General features: G+C 60.1%; 16 protein-coding genes and 1 pseudogene. 14 read left to right on the top strand and 3 right to left on the bottom strand.

Features of this window, described 5'->3' with window-relative positions:
- The first annotated feature begins 3 nt into the window (after positions 1-3).
- Genes FHU12_RS17350 through nqrM form a run of 7 tightly spaced genes read left to right on the top strand, consistent with a single transcriptional unit; the run spans position 4 to position 5760 of the window.
- Complete coding sequence (locus FHU12_RS17350) at positions 4-1245, top strand: NADH:ubiquinone reductase (Na(+)-transporting) subunit B (protein WP_060432499.1); 1242 nt, start codon at positions 4-6, stop codon at positions 1243-1245.
- The gene (locus tag FHU12_RS17345; RefSeq protein WP_141970814.1) at positions 1235-2029 is read left to right on the top strand and encodes a Na(+)-translocating NADH-quinone reductase subunit C; all 795 of its coding nucleotides are present in this window, start codon (positions 1235-1237) and stop codon (positions 2027-2029) included. Before FHU12_RS17350 ends, FHU12_RS17345 begins: the two co-directional genes overlap by 11 nt.
- A complete protein-coding gene (locus FHU12_RS17340; RefSeq protein WP_004930232.1) occupies positions 2022-2651 on the top strand; it encodes an NADH:ubiquinone reductase (Na(+)-transporting) subunit D in 630 nt (209 codons plus the stop codon). Before FHU12_RS17345 ends, FHU12_RS17340 begins: the two co-directional genes overlap by 8 nt.
- A 6-nt stretch (positions 2652-2657) precedes the next feature.
- Positions 2658-3254 (top strand): NADH:ubiquinone reductase (Na(+)-transporting) subunit E, encoded by a 597-nt coding sequence (gene nqrE / locus FHU12_RS17335; RefSeq protein ID WP_004930235.1) that lies wholly within the window; start codon positions 2658-2660, stop codon positions 3252-3254.
- Between the two features lie 15 nt (positions 3255-3269).
- Positions 3270-4493 carry an NADH:ubiquinone reductase (Na(+)-transporting) subunit F gene (gene nqrF, locus FHU12_RS17330; protein WP_060447681.1) on the top strand — a complete coding sequence of 408 codons (1224 nt, stop codon included), beginning with the start codon at positions 3270-3272 and terminating at the stop codon, positions 4491-4493.
- The gene (locus tag FHU12_RS17325; protein WP_141970812.1) at positions 4494-5525 is read left to right on the top strand and encodes an FAD:protein FMN transferase; all 1032 of its coding nucleotides are present in this window, start codon (positions 4494-4496) and stop codon (positions 5523-5525) included.
- 7 nt (positions 5526-5532) lie between these two features.
- Positions 5533-5760, top strand: a complete 228-nt coding sequence (nqrM, locus tag FHU12_RS17320; protein WP_004930244.1) for a (Na+)-NQR maturation NqrM — start codon at positions 5533-5535, stop codon at positions 5758-5760.
- 33 nt (positions 5761-5793) lie between these two features.
- Here nqrM and FHU12_RS17315 read toward each other — a convergent pair whose 3' ends face one another.
- Complete coding sequence (locus tag FHU12_RS17315; RefSeq protein ID WP_141970810.1) at positions 5794-6015, bottom strand: hypothetical protein; 222 nt, start codon at positions 6013-6015, stop codon at positions 5794-5796.
- A gap of 216 nt (positions 6016-6231) precedes the next feature.
- Here FHU12_RS17315 and FHU12_RS17310 point away from each other — a divergent pair, with 216 nt between their 5' ends.
- Both FHU12_RS17310 and FHU12_RS17305 read left to right on the top strand, forming a co-directional pair.
- Positions 6232-6765 carry a type IV secretion protein Rhs gene (locus FHU12_RS17310; protein ID WP_141970808.1) on the top strand — a complete coding sequence of 178 codons (534 nt, stop codon included), beginning with the start codon at positions 6232-6234 and terminating at the stop codon, positions 6763-6765.
- A gap of 4 nt (positions 6766-6769) precedes the next feature.
- Positions 6770-7189 carry a putative T6SS immunity periplasmic lipoprotein gene (locus tag FHU12_RS17305; RefSeq protein ID WP_141970806.1) on the top strand — a complete coding sequence of 140 codons (420 nt, stop codon included), beginning with the start codon at positions 6770-6772 and terminating at the stop codon, positions 7187-7189.
- 68 nt (positions 7190-7257) lie between these two features.
- Here FHU12_RS17305 and FHU12_RS17300 read toward each other — a convergent pair.
- Positions 7258-8153: pseudogene (locus FHU12_RS17300) on the bottom strand (glycerophosphodiester phosphodiesterase family protein).
- 183 nt (positions 8154-8336) lie between these two features.
- On the opposite strand from FHU12_RS17300, the gene dinB reads away from it, so the two are divergent.
- Positions 8337-9398: a DNA polymerase IV gene (gene dinB / locus FHU12_RS17295; RefSeq protein ID WP_141970804.1), complete on the top strand. Its 1062-nt coding sequence runs from the start codon at positions 8337-8339 to the stop codon at positions 9396-9398.
- Between the two features lie 41 nt (positions 9399-9439).
- Here the strand turns inward: dinB and pepD are convergent, their stop codons facing one another.
- Complete coding sequence (gene pepD, locus FHU12_RS17290; protein ID WP_019454301.1) at positions 9440-10900, bottom strand: beta-Ala-His dipeptidase; 1461 nt, start codon at positions 10898-10900, stop codon at positions 9440-9442.
- Between the two features lie 338 nt (positions 10901-11238).
- On the opposite strand from pepD, the gene gpt reads away from it, so the two are divergent.
- The 4 genes from gpt (at position 11239) to proB (ending at position 14768) form a co-directional block, all read left to right on the top strand.
- Entirely contained in the window at positions 11239-11697 is a 459-nt protein-coding gene (gene gpt, locus FHU12_RS17285) for a xanthine phosphoribosyltransferase (RefSeq protein WP_025301674.1), read from the top strand.
- A 141-nt stretch (positions 11698-11838) separates the two neighbouring features.
- The gene (frsA, locus tag FHU12_RS17280; protein WP_141970802.1) at positions 11839-13086 is read left to right on the top strand and encodes an esterase FrsA; all 1248 of its coding nucleotides are present in this window, start codon (positions 11839-11841) and stop codon (positions 13084-13086) included.
- Between the two features lie 60 nt (positions 13087-13146).
- A complete protein-coding gene (crl, locus tag FHU12_RS17275) occupies positions 13147-13548 on the top strand; it encodes a sigma factor-binding protein Crl (RefSeq protein WP_004930258.1) in 402 nt (133 codons plus the stop codon).
- A 116-nt stretch (positions 13549-13664) separates the two neighbouring features.
- A complete protein-coding gene (gene proB / locus FHU12_RS17270) occupies positions 13665-14768 on the top strand; it encodes a glutamate 5-kinase (protein WP_047572529.1) in 1104 nt (367 codons plus the stop codon).
- Positions 14769-14775: the final 7 nt, after the last annotated feature.

Below are 14775 nucleotides of genomic sequence, written 5' to 3'. Positions count from 1 at the left end.
CCGATGGGCCTGAAGAATTATTTTGAGAAGATAGAGCATCACTTCACGCCGGGCGGCAAACTGGAAAAGTGGTATCCGCTGTATGAAGCGACTACCACGGTGTTTTACACCCCCGGCACGGTGACGCGCGGCGCTTCGCACGTGCGTGACGCCATCGATTTGAAACGCATGATGATCCTGGTGTGGCTGGCGGTGTTCCCGGCGATGTTCTGGGGCATGTACAACGTCGGCCAGCAGGCGATCCCGGCGCTGCACCATCTGTACAGCGGCGACGCGCTGCAACAGGTGCTGGCGGGCGACTGGCATTATCGTCTGGCGCAGTGGCTCGGCGCCTCGCTGGCGGCCGACGCCGGCTGGGTCAGCAAAATGGTGCTGGGCGCCTGTTACTTCCTGCCGATCTACGCCGTGGTGTTCGTCGTCGGCGGCTTCTGGGAAGTGCTGTTCGCCATCATCCGCAAACATGAGGTCAACGAAGGTTTCTTCGTCACCTCTATCCTGTTCGCGCTGATCGTGCCGCCGACCCTGCCGCTGTGGCAGGCCGCACTGGGCATCACCTTCGGCGTGGTGGTGGCCAAAGAGATCTTCGGCGGCACCGGGCGCAACTTCCTCAACCCGGCGTTGGCCGGCCGCGCCTTCCTGTTCTTCGCCTATCCGGCGCAGATCTCCGGCGATCTGGTGTGGACCTCTGCGGACGGTTTCTCCGGCGCGACGCCGCTGGCGCAGTGGAGCGCAGGCGGGGCGCACAGCCTGAGCAACGTGGCCACCGGCCAGTCCATCAGTTGGATGGACGCCTTCCTCGGCAACATTCCCGGCTCCATCGGTGAAGTCTCCACGCTGATGATCCTGATCGGCGGGGCGATTATCCTGTTCGGCCGCGTGGCCTCCTGGCGCATCGTCGCCGGCGTAATGCTCGGCATGGTGGCTTCTGCCCTGTTGTTCAACGCCATCGGTTCCGATACCAACCCGATGTTCGCCATGCCGTGGTACTGGCATCTGGTGCTGGGCGGCTTCGCCTTCGGCATGATCTTTATGGCGACCGACCCGGTTTCCGCCTCCTTCACCAACAAGGGGAAATGGTGGTACGGCATTCTGATCGGCGTGATGTGCGTGCTGATCCGGGTGGTCAACCCCGCCTATCCGGAAGGCATGATGCTGGCGATCCTGTTCGCCAACCTGTTCGCACCGCTGTTCGATTATCTGGTGGTGCAGGCCAACATCAAGCGGAGAAAAGCCCGTGGCGAATGAAGCGAAAAACGACGGCATCGGTAAAACGCTGCTGGTAGTGCTGCTGCTGTGTCTGGTGTGTTCAGTGGTGGTGGCGGGCTCCGCCGTCGGCCTGAAGTCCAAACAGCAGGAGCAAAAGCTGCTCGATAAGCAGCGCAATATTCTCGACGTAGCCGGCCTGTTGCAGCCGAAAATGGAGAGCGAGCAGGTCAAGCGCTTATACAGCGAGCGCATCGAACCACGCCTGGTGGATCTGAACAGCGGTGAGTTTGTCGCCGGCAAGGCGGCGGCGTTCGATCTGGGCGCCGCGCTGCGCGACGACGCCAAAAGCGTGGCGTTGCCCGCGGGCGACGATCCGGCCGGCATCAAGCGCCGCAGCAACCTGGCGGAAATCTACCTGGTGCGTGACGAAAGCGGCCAGGTGAACAAGCTTGTGCTGCCGGTATACGGCACCGGCCTGTGGTCGATGATGTACGCCTTCGTGGCGCTGGATAACGACGGCAACACGGTCAAGGGCATCACCTACTACGACCAGGGGGAAACGCCGGGGCTGGGCGGTGAGGTCGAGAACCCGTCCTGGCGCCAGCAGTGGGTCGGCAAGCAGCTGTTCGACGACAACGGCCAGCCGGCGATCCGCGTGGTGAAAGGCGGTGCGCGTCAGGGGGATGTGCACGGGGTGGACGGCCTGTCCGGCGCCACGCTGACCTCCAACGGCGTGCAGCATACGTTTGATTTCTGGTTGGGCGAGCACGGCTTCGGCCCGTTCCTGAAAAAAGTTCGTGAAGGAGCGCTGAAAAATGGCTGATTCCAAAGAGATAAAGCGGGTCCTGTTGGGGCCGCTGTTCGACAATAATCCGATCGCCCTGCAGGTGCTGGGCGTCTGCTCTGCGTTGGCGGTGACCACCAAGCTGGAGACGGCGGTGGTGATGACCATTGCGGTGACGCTGGTCACGGCATTCTCCAGCTTCTTCATCTCGCTGATCCGTCACCATATTCCCAACAGCGTGCGCATCATCGTGCAGATGGCGATCATCGCCTCGCTGGTGATCGTGGTCGATCAGCTGCTGCGCGCCTATGCGTTCGAGATCTCCAAGCAGCTGTCGGTGTTCGTCGGCCTTATCATCACCAACTGTATCGTGATGGGGCGCGCCGAGGCTTACGCCATGAAGTCGCCGCCGATCGAGAGTTTTATGGACGGCATCGGCAACGGGCTGGGCTACGGGGTGATCCTGGTGCTGGTCGGTTTCCTGCGCGAGCTGATCGGCTCCGGCAAGCTGTTCGGCGTCCCGGTGCTGGAAACGGTGCAGAACGGCGGCTGGTACCAGCCGAACGGCCTGTTCCTGCTGGCGCCGAGCGCGTTCTTCATCATCGGCCTGCTGATCTGGGTGCTGCGCACCCTGAAGCCGGCGCAGATCGAAAAGGAGTAAAGGCCGATGGAACACTATATCAGCCTGTTTGTGCGCGCGGTGTTCGTCGAGAACATGGCGCTGGCGTTCTTCCTCGGGATGTGTACCTTCCTGGCGGTGTCGAAGAAGGTCTCGACCGCCTTTGGCCTGGGCATCGCGGTGACCATCGTGCTCGGCATTTCGGTGCCGGTGAACAACCTGGTCTACAACCTGATCCTGCGCGACGGCGCGCTGGTGGAAGGCGTCGATCTGAGCTTCCTCAACTTCATCACCTTCATCGGCGTGATCGCGGCGCTGGTGCAGATTTTGGAGATGATCCTCGATCGCTTCTTCCCGTCGCTGTATAACGCGCTCGGCATCTTCCTGCCGCTCATCACCGTAAACTGCGCCATCTTCGGCGGCGTGTCCTTCATGGTGCAGCGCGACTATAACTTCGCCGAATCGGTGGTGTACGGCTTTGGTTCCGGCACCGGCTGGATGCTGGCGATCGTCGCCATGGCGGGGATCCGCGAAAAACTCAAGTATGCCAACGTGCCGGCAGGGCTGCGCGGCCTGGGCATTACCTTTATCACCACCGGACTGATGGCGCTGGGCTTCATGTCATTCTCCGGTGTTCAGTTGTAAAGGCGGGAAGAATTTATGGAAATTATTTTAGGCGTAGCAATGTTCACCACCATCGTGATGGTGCTGGTGTTGCTGATCCTGTTCGCCAAATCGAAGCTGGTGAATACCGGCGACATCGCGGTGGAGATCAACGGCGATCTGGATAAGAGCTTCCATGCACCGGCGGGCGACAAGCTGCTCAACGTGCTCTCCAGCCAGGGGATTTTCGTTTCCTCGGCCTGCGGCGGCGGCGGTTCCTGCGGCCAGTGCCGGGTGGTGATCAAAGAGGGCGGCGGCGATATCCTGCCGACCGAGCTTTCGCACATCAACAAGCGCGAAGCGAAAGAGGGTTGCCGCTTGGCGTGCCAGGTGAACGTGAAGCAGAACCTGAAGATCGAGCTGCCGGAAGAGATCTTCGGCGTGAAGAAATGGGAGTGCGAGGTTATCTCCAACGATAACAAAGCCACCTTTATCAAAGAGCTGAAGCTGAAGATCCCCGATGGCGAGGACGTGCCGTTCCGCGCGGGTGGCTTCATCCAGATCGAAGCGCCGGCGCACGACATCAGCTACGCCGACTTCGAGGTGCCGCAGGAGTATCGCGGCGACTGGGACAAGTTCAACCTGTTCCGCTACCGTTCGACGGTGAACGACACCACGGTGCGCGCTTACTCGATGGCCAACTACCCGGAAGAGAAGGGCATCATCATGCTCAACGTGCGTATCGCCACGCCGCCGCCGAACAACCCGGACGTGCCGCCGGGCATCATGTCTTCCTATATCTGGTCGCTGAAAGCCGGTGACAAGGTGACCATCTCCGGGCCGTTCGGCGAGTTCTTCGCCAAGGACACCGACGCCGAAATGATCTTCATTGGCGGCGGCGCGGGCATGGCGCCGATGCGTTCGCACATCTTCGATCAGCTCAAGCGCCTGAACTCGAAGCGCAAGATCACCTTCTGGTACGGCGCGCGTTCGCTGCGCGAGATGTTCTATGAAGACGACTTCAACCAGCTGCAGGCGGAGAACGAAAACTTCACCTGGCACGTGGCGCTGTCGGATCCGCAGCCGGAAGATAACTGGACCGGTTACACCGGCTTTATCCATAATGTTCTGCTGGAGAACTACCTGAGGAACCACCCGGCGCCGGAGGACTGCGAGTTTTACATGTGCGGGCCGCCGATGATGAACGCCGCGGTGATCAAGATGCTCAAAGATCTGGGCGTCGAAGACGAAAACATCATGCTGGATGACTTTGGTGGCTAAATGCGCGCATTGGCGATGAAAAACTGGCTGACGGGCGTGGCGCTGAGCGCCACCCTGCTGCTGACCGGCTGTGGGCCGGAACAGGTGGACCTGACGGGTAAAACCATGGGCACCTCGTATTCGATCCGTTACGTGACCGGTGACGATACGCCGTCGGCGCGCGAGATGCAGACGGAGATCGACAAACGGCTGGAGCAGGTGAACGACCAGATGTCCACCTACCGGCCGGACTCCGAGCTGAGCCGCTTCAACGCCAGCCGCGACATTGACCGGCCGTTCCCGGTTTCGCCGGCCACCGCTGAGGTGGTGCGCGAAGCGCTTCGCATCAACCGCGTCACCGACGGTGCGCTGGACGTGACCGTCGGGCCGCTGGTCAACCTGTGGGGCTTCGGCCCGGAAGGGCGGCCGGATAAAGTGCCGAGCGAGGCGGAGCTGGCGCACCGTCGCGCCTGGACCGGGGCCGATAAACTGTCGGTGCAGGGCAACGCGCTGGTGAAAAACATCCCCGAGCTGTATGTCGACCTGTCGTCGATCGCCAAAGGATACGGCGTGGACGTGGTGGCGGAGTACCTGCAATCGCAACACGTGCAAAACTACATGGTGGATATCGGCGGTGAAGTCCGCACCCACGGGCGCAACGGCGAGCAAAAGCCGTGGCGCATCGCCATCGAGCGCCCGACCGCCGGCACGCAGCAGCAGGCGCAGCTGGTGATCCAGCCGGGGGAGATGTCGATCGCTACTTCGGGTGACTATCGCAACTACTTCGAGCAGGACGGGGTGCGCTATTCGCACACCATCGATCCGATCACCGGCCGGCCGATCAACCACCGCCTGGTGTCGATCACCGTGCTGAGCCCGACCTGCATGACCGCCGACGGCCTGTCCACCGGACTGAACGTGATGGGGCCGGAGCGCGGCCTGGCGCTGGCCAATCTGCTCGGCATCCCGGTGTTCATGATCGTGAAAACCGCCGACGGGTTTGAGGAGCGTTATTCGGACGCGTTCAAACCCTATCTGAAAAAGCGTTCGTGAGGTTGCTATGTTGACGGTATTCGCCGCCACCTTCGTGTTGTTCCTGCTGATCGTCGGCGGGATGTCGCTGGGCTATGTGTTCAAACGCAAAAGCCTGCAGGGCAGCTGCGGCGGCATCACCGCATTGGGGATGGAGAAAGTCTGCGACTGCCCGGAGCCGTGCGATGCGCGCAAAAAGCGCGAAGCCAAAGCGGCGCAGCGGCGCGAGCAGCTGGACAAGCACCGCATTCTTTAGCTGTAGCGAAAACCCGGCCTTGGCCGGGTTTTTTTATTTGGGGGAGTTATTTGATTTTGAATAGGCCAGATTACCGAGTGCACCACCCATGAAACAGCACAAAATCAGGCCAATCGCCAGCAACTTGAAGTTAGCCGACATCTGATCCTCGCCCTCAACGTGGCCAATAATCCAGTCTGAGAGAAAGGGAAAAGCCATGAGCATGAGGCCAATACCTATTATCGCACCGACAATAATTGCTGCTATCCGTTTCATATCACCTGCCAGAACCAGACTTCTTTTGATTTAAAGAAATCGCTAAAACGCCCATCGTAATCTTTAATTTTGCTCAGGATTAAATCGTAAGGTTGATACATCTCTCATTTTAGAATCATTCGGATCTTCCTGATAGTTCTCAGCAGGTTAGTCTGTTGACTCGATTGGTTAAAATATCGTCTCATTAGGTTTATTTTGGATTTAGGGAGTTCCAGGATGGGACAACAACAAGAAGGGATAAAACGGGTGTTAACGGTGGGTGAAATTAATTTGGCCCGTTCCGTGTTTGGCAGGTCAGTTTTCTATGAGAAAGTGTTTGTTCACTGCGATAGCTATCTGCCGTTTGGGCTGCAAGCCAGCAGAACGGCGATGGCACCCAACGGAGAAGTCTGGTTTAGACAAGCCTTATATAAGGCTGATTTTTCCACGGCCGCTGCAGGTTTCCAGCATGTATTTATCCACGAAATGAGCCATGTCTGGCAGCACCAAAAAGGTATGTGGGTGAGAACCCGAGGGTTATTGAGTTGGGCTGCTGAATACAAATATCGACTCGATGGTAAACAGCTGTTGCATAACTACTCCATGGAGCAGCAAGCTTCTATCATCGCTGATTATTGGTTCCTGAAGAAGTATGGTTACACTATCTGGCTGGGTGCGATTAACAATGGCGTGAATTTTCAGGGCGTAACGGATAAAACGATCGCCAGAAAATACGAATATGCGCTTTCTCAGTTTCTTAAGCAGGGGTAACAGGATGAACCGCATTATTTTGGTTGGAACGCTAACTTTGTTGCTCGCCGGCTGCATGCACATGAACGATCCGAGGCCAAAAAACTACGCGGCCAACGTCACTGTCGTTGATAACCACGTTTGTGTGCGGGTTCAACCAGAAGGGGACGAGCGCTTGGCTAGCGTCATTATCGAAGAAATCGGCAACGCCAATGCTATCTTCGGCAAGCACTTCGCGGATAACGAGATGCCTGCGCTCACCGCGGCTACGTGCATTCCCGACGATAACTATAAATTCGAAGGCGGGAAGTCTTACGGGGTATCGGTGACGCTGTTGTCGCGGGATAAACGAAGTAATGGTCTTGAGCCTGCCGCCCGGCTATTCGGCGCTGGGTTTAGTGTTCGCAATGAAAATAGCACCATCCAGGTGGTTCCTGCTCGCTAACGGATGTTGAAAGCCATACGGGCATAAGGCGGGTTTGTCGAACCGCCTTATGCCGTTAGCCGGGTTTTTTATTTCGCCTTACGGAAGCTTTTTGCCTCGGCCGGTGAGTTGACCATCACGCCGTCGGCGCCCAGCGCCAGCGCCTGCTGATACTCTTGCGGCGAGTTGACGCCGAACAGGATGATGTGCGCCGGGCCCTGCGAGCGGAAACAGTCCATCGACTCTTTATCCCAGGTCAGAAACGCCTTAGAACGCCCTTCGCCGAGGGTATATTTCTCTACCACTTCCACCTCGCGCTTCAGCTCCAGTCCGTACCAGCGCGGCTGGCGGTTGTCCGGTTTGACGTCGCACTGGTGCGCCATGGTGATATTGGCCAGCAGCGTGCGGGTTTCGTCGCGGCTTTCGAAGCGCGGGATGGCCGGCGGCAGCGCCTGCAGGTATTTGGCGTCGGTGGAGTAGACGCGGATGCGGTTCAGGCTGTCGGTGCTTTCCAACGTCGCCAGCAGCGCCTGGCCAAACTGCCCGGATCGGCGTCCGGGGATTTGATGTCCAGATAGAAGGTGACGAGCGGAAACGCTTTAAGCACGTCGTCGAGCCGTGGAATGCCGATGCCCTGGCCGCGGAACGGGTGCGCATCACCCTTGGCGAAGGCCCAACCGGCGTCGATCTCGGCCAGCTGCGCGGCGGTATAGGCAGAGACCGGGCCCTGCCGGTTGGTCAGCGCTTTCAGGTCCGAGGGGCGATACAGCACGATGACGCCGTCTTTGGATTCTTGCAGGGTGATCCAGATGGCGTCGGCGCCGTTTTTCAGCGCGGTTTCGATGGCGATGCGGGTGTTCTCCGGCGCATCGGCGGTGCCGCCGCGGTGGGCGACGATCGCCGGCGCATGACCGGCGGTGGCGCTGGCCGCCAGCGCGCTCAGCGACAGCGCGGAAGCCAGCAGCAAAGAAGAAAATCTGATCATGTAGGGTACCTTGTCGTTATCGTTGTGGTGAGCCGCACGGGATGGCGGAAATCATACTATTGAAAAATTAAGCTTTTTTAACAACGCGGAAATATCTGGCGGAAACGGTGCTTTCGTCGAATCCTGCGGCCTTGAGCTTTCGGTATCTGACTGTATACTTATACAGTGTTACTGGAGGGTGCGATGCGTAAAATCATTCATGTCGATATGGACTGCTTCTTCGCAGCGGTGGAAATGCGCGACGATCCCAGCCTGCGCGATATCCCGCTGGCGATTGGCGGCAGCGCCGATCGCCGCGGGGTGATCAGCACCGCCAACTATCCGGCGCGGCGCTACGGCGTGCACAGCGCCATGTCCACGGCGATGGCGCTCAAGCTATGCCCGCATCTCACCTTGCTGCCGGGGCGCATGGCGGCCTACAAAGAGGCCTCGCTGCACATCCGCGAAATCTTCGCCCGCTATACCCCGCTGATCGAGCCGCTGTCGCTCGATGAAGCCTATCTCGACGTGACCGACAGCCCGCAATGCAACGGTTCGGCGACGCTGATCGCCCAGGAGATCCGCCAAGCGATCGCCGACGAACTGAACCTCACCGCGTCGGCCGGCATCGCGCCAATCAAGTTTCTCGCCAAAATCGCCTCCGAGATGAACAAGCCGAACGGGCAATACGTGATCACGCCGGCGCAGGTGCCGGCGTTTTTGCAGCAGCTGCCGCTCAGCAAGATCCCCGGCGTCGGCAAGGTGACCGCCAAGCGGCTGGAGGAAGTGGGGCTTATCACCTGCGCCGACGTGCAGCAATACGATTTGGCGCAGCTGCTCAAGCGCTTCGGCAAGTTCGGCCGGGTGCTGTGGGAGCGCTGTCAGGGCATCGATCGGCGCGAAATCTCTCCTGAGCGGCTGCGCAAATCGGTGGGGGTGGAGCGCACGCTGGCGGAGGATATTCACGACTGGGAAGACTGCGAAACGCTGATTATCGACAAACTCTATCCCGAGCTGGAGATGCGGCTGCGCAAGGTGAAGCCGGATCTGCAGATCGCCCGGCAGGGCGTGAAGCTGAAGTTTCAGGATTTTCAGCAAACCACCCAGGAGCACGTGTTTCCGGTGCTGAACCGGCAGGATTTGCTGGAGGTGGCGCGGCAGGCGTGGCGCGAGCGGCGCGAAGGGCGCGGCGTGCGGCTGGTGGGGTTGCATGTGACGCTGCTCGATCCGCAGCTGGAGCGGCAGCTGGCGCTGTCGTGGGAATAAAAAAGCCGGCGGTCGCCGGCTTTTTGCGTTAAGCGTGCAAATTACGCGCGCTCAGGGATTGCTTTCAGTAGCGAGGTCAGCAGCTTCCAGTACAGGCCGACGCTTTCGATATGCACCTGTTCATCCGGCGAGTGCGGGCCGGTGATGGTTGGCCCGATCGATACCATGTCCATGTTTGGATACGGCTTTTTGAACAGACCGCATTCCAGACCGGCGTGGATCACCATGATGTTCGGCGTCTTGTCGAACAGATCCTGATACAGCTCGCGCACCAGGTGCATCACCGGCGAGTCGGCGTCCGGCTGCCAGCCCGGGTAGCCGCCCTTCGGCGCCACCTTGGCGCCGGCCAGCTGGCCCAGCGCGGTCAGCATCTCGACCACATAGTCTTTGCCGCTGTCGATCAGGGAGCGGATCAGGCAGATGATTTCCGCTTCGTTTTCGCTGGTGGTGACCACGCCGACGTTCAGCGAGGTTTCCACCACGCCTTTCACCGCGTCGCTCATGCGGATCACGCCGTTCGGCGTGCCGTTCAGCAGCGCCAGGAAGCGCTGCTGGCTGTCGGCGCTCAGCGCCTGCGAAGCGCTGGTGGTCGGCTCCAACAGCACGGTGATGTTCTTCTCTTTGGCGGAGAGTTCGTTCTGCAGCACGGCCAGGAACTCCTGGCTCAGCGCTTTCAGCGCGTCGGCCTTGTCTGCCGGTACCGCAACCACCGCGGAGGCTTCACGCGGGATGGCGTTGCGCAGGGTGCCGCCGTTCAGATCCAACACGCGCAGGTTCAGCGCTGCCGCATGGGCGAACAGGAAGCGCGCCAGCAGTTTATTGGCGTTGCCCAGCCCGACGTGGATCTCGGCGCCGGAATGGCCGCCTTTCAGGCCCTTGAGGGTCAGCTTCAGGGTTTGGTAACCGGCCGGCACCGCTTCGCGCTGCAGCGGCAGGGTGGTGATGAAGTCGATACCGCCGGCGCAACCCATGTAGATTTCGCCTTCTTCTTCGGAGTCGGTATTGATCAGGATGTCCGCCTGCAGCCAGTTCGGCTGCAGCCCGAAGGCGCCGTCCATACCCGCTTCTTCGGTCATGGTCAGCAGCACTTCCAGCGGGCCGTGCTCAACGCTGTCGTCGGCCAGCACCGCCAGGGCGGAGGCCATGCCGATGCCGTTGTCGGCGCCCAGCGTGGTGCCGCGCGCTTTCACCCACTCGCCGGCGATATAAGGCTGGATCGGATCCTTGGCGAAGTCGTGCACGGTGTCGTTATTCTTTTGCGGCACCATGTCCAGGTGCGCCTGCAGTGCGACCGGCTTGCGGTTTTCCATGCCTTTGGTGGCCGGTTTGCGCAGCAGGATATTGCCGACCTGATCACGCTCGGCGTGCAGGTTCTTTTCTTTGGCCCAGGTGAGGATGTGCTGCGCCAGCGCTTCTTCATGATAAGAAGGGTGTGGGATAGAACAGATCTTGGCGAAAATATCCCACAGCGGCTGTGGCGAAAGCTGAGACAATTCAGACACTATAAGTCTCCTGTGACGGCAGGCTCCGACAGGACGGGCGTGCCGCGCGGTTAAGGTGAGTGGGCATCTGTGCGTCGTGGCACGATCATCAGAGAATATCACTTTATTTCCGGCGGTGCGCGCCCCGTATTGTGCGGTTTAAGCGCTTGATCACACGGCTTCGCGGCGGGAACGTTCGTTTTTTCAGCATCAATCACCGGAAAGCTGCGCGGCGGAAATCACGAGGTTTTCCTCGGTACAGCTGGAATTCAATGCGGCCAGTCTCTATAATCTCGCGCAACCTTTTTTCCCCTGAACTATAAAATAAGCCGCTTCACCGCCGGCTGGGACACGATTCTATGAGCGAAAAATACGTTGTTACCTGGGATATGCTGCAAATGCACGCACGCAAGCTGGCGCACCGCCTGCTGCCTGCCGACAAATGGACAGGCATCATTGCCGTAAGCCGCGGCGGTCTGGTACCGGCGGGCCTGCTGGCGCGCGAACTGGGCATCCGCTATGTGGACACCGTCTGCATTTCCAGCTATGACCATGACAACCAACGCGAAATGAAAGTGCTCAAGCGCGCCGAAGGCGACGGTGAAGGCTTCATCGTGGTGGACGATCTGGTGGATACCGGCGGCACCGCGAAAGCGATCCGCGATATGTACCCGAAAGCGCATTTCGTCACCATCTTCGCCAAACCGGCGGGCCGTCCGCTGGTGGACGACTATGAGGTCGACATTCCGCAGGATACCTGGATCGAACAGCCGTGGGACATGGGCGTCAGCTTCGTTCCCCCGATCGGCGGCCGCTAAGCCCAGCCAGTTCTAAGTCAACGCCCGGTTATGCCGGGCGTTTGCGTTATCTTGGTTTATCCCGCCAGAGTTAGGTACACTACCTCCAGTTAAGTAGGCCTTTTGCGGCCTATCGCCAGATTTACGGAGGCTGTTGTTACCATGGCACAGGCCAACCTTTCTGAAATTCTTTTCAAGCCCAAATTCAAACATCCCGAAACCTCGACGCTGGTGCTGCGTGCGCGCAACAAAGTGAGCGCCGCCATGCATTCCGCATTGGAAGGCGACACCACCGGCAGCTGGTACCGCATGCTGAATCCGCTGCTGTGGGCCTGGCGCGGCGTCAGCCCGATCGAAATCCACGAAGTGCTGGCGCGCATCGCCGCCTCCGACGCCGAGCGCAGCAATCCGCAGCGGCTGGATACCGTGGTGGGCTACCGCAACGGCAACTGGATCTACGAGTGGATCCATCAGGGCATGCAGTGGCAGCAGCGGGCGACGGAGCAGCAGGATCCGCTGCTCGGAGGCGAATACTGGCTGAAGGCCGCGAGCCTGTACAGCATCGCCGGTTACCCGCACCTGAAGGGCGACGAATTGGCCGAACAGGCGGAGATGCTCGCCAACCGCGCTTACGAAGAGGCGGCGCTGCTGCTGCCGTATCAGCTGAAAGAGCTGGAGTTTCGCATCGAAGGCGGCGGCAGCGTCACCGGCTTCCTGCACATGCCGGAGAAGGGCGAAGCGCCGTTCCCGACGGTGCTGATGTGCGGCAGTCTCGACACGCTGCAGACCGACTACCACCGTCTGTTCCGCGACTACCTGGTACCGCACGGCATCGCCATGCTGACGCTCGACATGCCGTCAATCGGTTCTTCGTGCAAATGGAAGCTGACGCAGGACTCCAGCTACCTGCACCAACAGGTGCTGATCCAGCTGGCCTCGGTGCCGTGGGTGGATCATCAGCGGGTGAGCGCCTTCGGCTTCCGCTTCGGTGCCAACGTGGCGGTGCGATTGGCCTACCTGGAGCCGCAGCGGCTGCGCGGCGTAGCCTGCCTGGGGCCGGTGGTGCATCGCCTGCTGTGCGACAGCAGCACCCAGCTGAACGTGCCGGACATGTATATGGATGTGCTGGCCAGCCGCATGGGCATGGCCAACGCTTCCGACAACGTGCTGAAGGTGGAGCTGAACAGCTACTCGCTGAAAATGCAGGGGCTGCTGGGGCGCCGCTGCCCAACGCCGATGATCTCCGGCTACTGGGAGCGCGATACGCTCAGCCCGAAAGAGGAGTCGCAGCTGATCGTCACCTCCTCGGTGAGCGGCAAGCTGGTCGCCATCCCGCGCACCCCGGTTTACGACAGCTTCCACCGGGCGTTGCTGCAGATGTCCGGTTGGCTGAGGGACAAAATGCGTTAATTAGTTGCTAAATTTTAACAGTTTGTTAAAAAGAGTGGTCTACATTGAGGAGGTTAGAGAATGACGTTACCGAGTGGTCACCCTAAAAGCCGACTAATGAAACGTTTTGCCAGCTTGGGGCCGTACCTGCGTGAAGGGCAATGTGAAAACGACCGTTTTTTCTTTGATTGTTTGGCCGTCTGCGTCAATGTAAAGCCTGCTCCGGAAAAGCGTGAGTTCTGGGGCTGGTGGATGGAGCTGCAGGCGGAAGAGGCGCGCTTCACCTATTCGTACCAATTCGGCCTGTTCGACAAGGAAGGCGACTGGACGGCGCAAAACATTAAGGATGATGAAGTGAACGCCAAGCTGGAAGACACCCTGCGCGACTTCCATCGCCGCCTGGGCGAACTGCTGGCGACCATGGAACTGGGGCTGGAACCCGCCGACGATTTCAAAGAAAAACTGATCAAACTCTCCGCCTGACCCCGTTTGACCACGTATTGTGCTGATTTCGCGTTGTGCCTGTTGGCATAACGCGTCTCTCCTGTTACAAAGACCTTTGCACTCTTCTTCTCATCATTACACACGGCAGAAATACTATGAACGGCAGCCAGACATTGGTTGTGAAATTGGGCACCAGCGTGTTGACCGGCGGATCGCTGCGTCTGAACCGCGCCCACATCGTCGAATTGGTGCGCCAGTGCGCGCAGCAACACGCCGCGGGCCACCGCATCGTCATCGTCACCTCCGGCGCCATCGCCGCCGGGCGCGAACACCTGGGCTACCCCGAGCTGCCCGCCACCATCGCCTCCAAGCAGCTGCTGGCAGCAGTAGGGCAGAGCCGGCTGATCCAGCTGTGGGAACAGCTGTTCTCCATTTACGGCATTCACGTCGGGCAGATGCTGCTGACGCGCGCCGATCTGGAAGACCGCGAGCGCTTCCTCAACGCGCGCGACACCATGACGGCGCTGCTGGACAACCGCATCGTGCCGGTAATCAATGAGAACGACGCCGTCGCCACCGCCGAAATCAAGGTGGGCGACAACGATAACCTGTCGGCGCTGGCGGCCATTCTGGCCGGGGCCGACAAACTGCTGCTGCTGACCGATCAGCAGGGCCTCTACACCGCCGATCCGCGCAACAACCCGCAGGCCGAACTGATCCGTGAAGTGCACGGCATCGACGACGCGCTGCGCGCCATCGCCGGCGACAGCGTCTCCGGTCTGGGCACCGGCGGCATGGGCACCAAGCTGCAGGCAGCCGACGTGGCCTGCCGCGCCGGCATCGACGTGGTGATCGCCGCGGGCAGCAAGCCGGGCGTGGTGGCGGACGTGATCGAAGGCAAGCCGGTGGGCACCCGTTTCCACGCGTTGGAAACCCCGCTGGAAAACCGCAAGCGTTGGATCTTCGGCGCGCCACCGGCCGGTGAGATCACCGTCGACGACGGCGCGGTGGAAGCGATGATGGCGCGCGGCAGCTCGCTGTTGCCAAAGGGCATCCGCGAAGTGAAGGGCGACTTCTCGCGCGGCGAAGTGATCCGCATCCGCAACCTGACGGGGCGCGATCTGGCGCACGGCGTCAGCCGCTACAACAGCGATGCGATGCGGATGATCGCCGGGCACCACTCGCAGGAAATCAGCGAGATCCTCGGTTATGAATACGGTCCGGTGGCAGTGCACCGCGACGATATGATTGTCAGTTAAGGAGTGA

The sequence above is a fragment of the Serratia marcescens genome, assembly GCF_006715005.1.
GTDB classification, from domain to species: Bacteria; Pseudomonadota; Gammaproteobacteria; order Enterobacterales; family Enterobacteriaceae; genus Serratia; species Serratia montpellierensis.
This window is presented reverse-complemented; position numbering and strand designations above follow the sequence as displayed.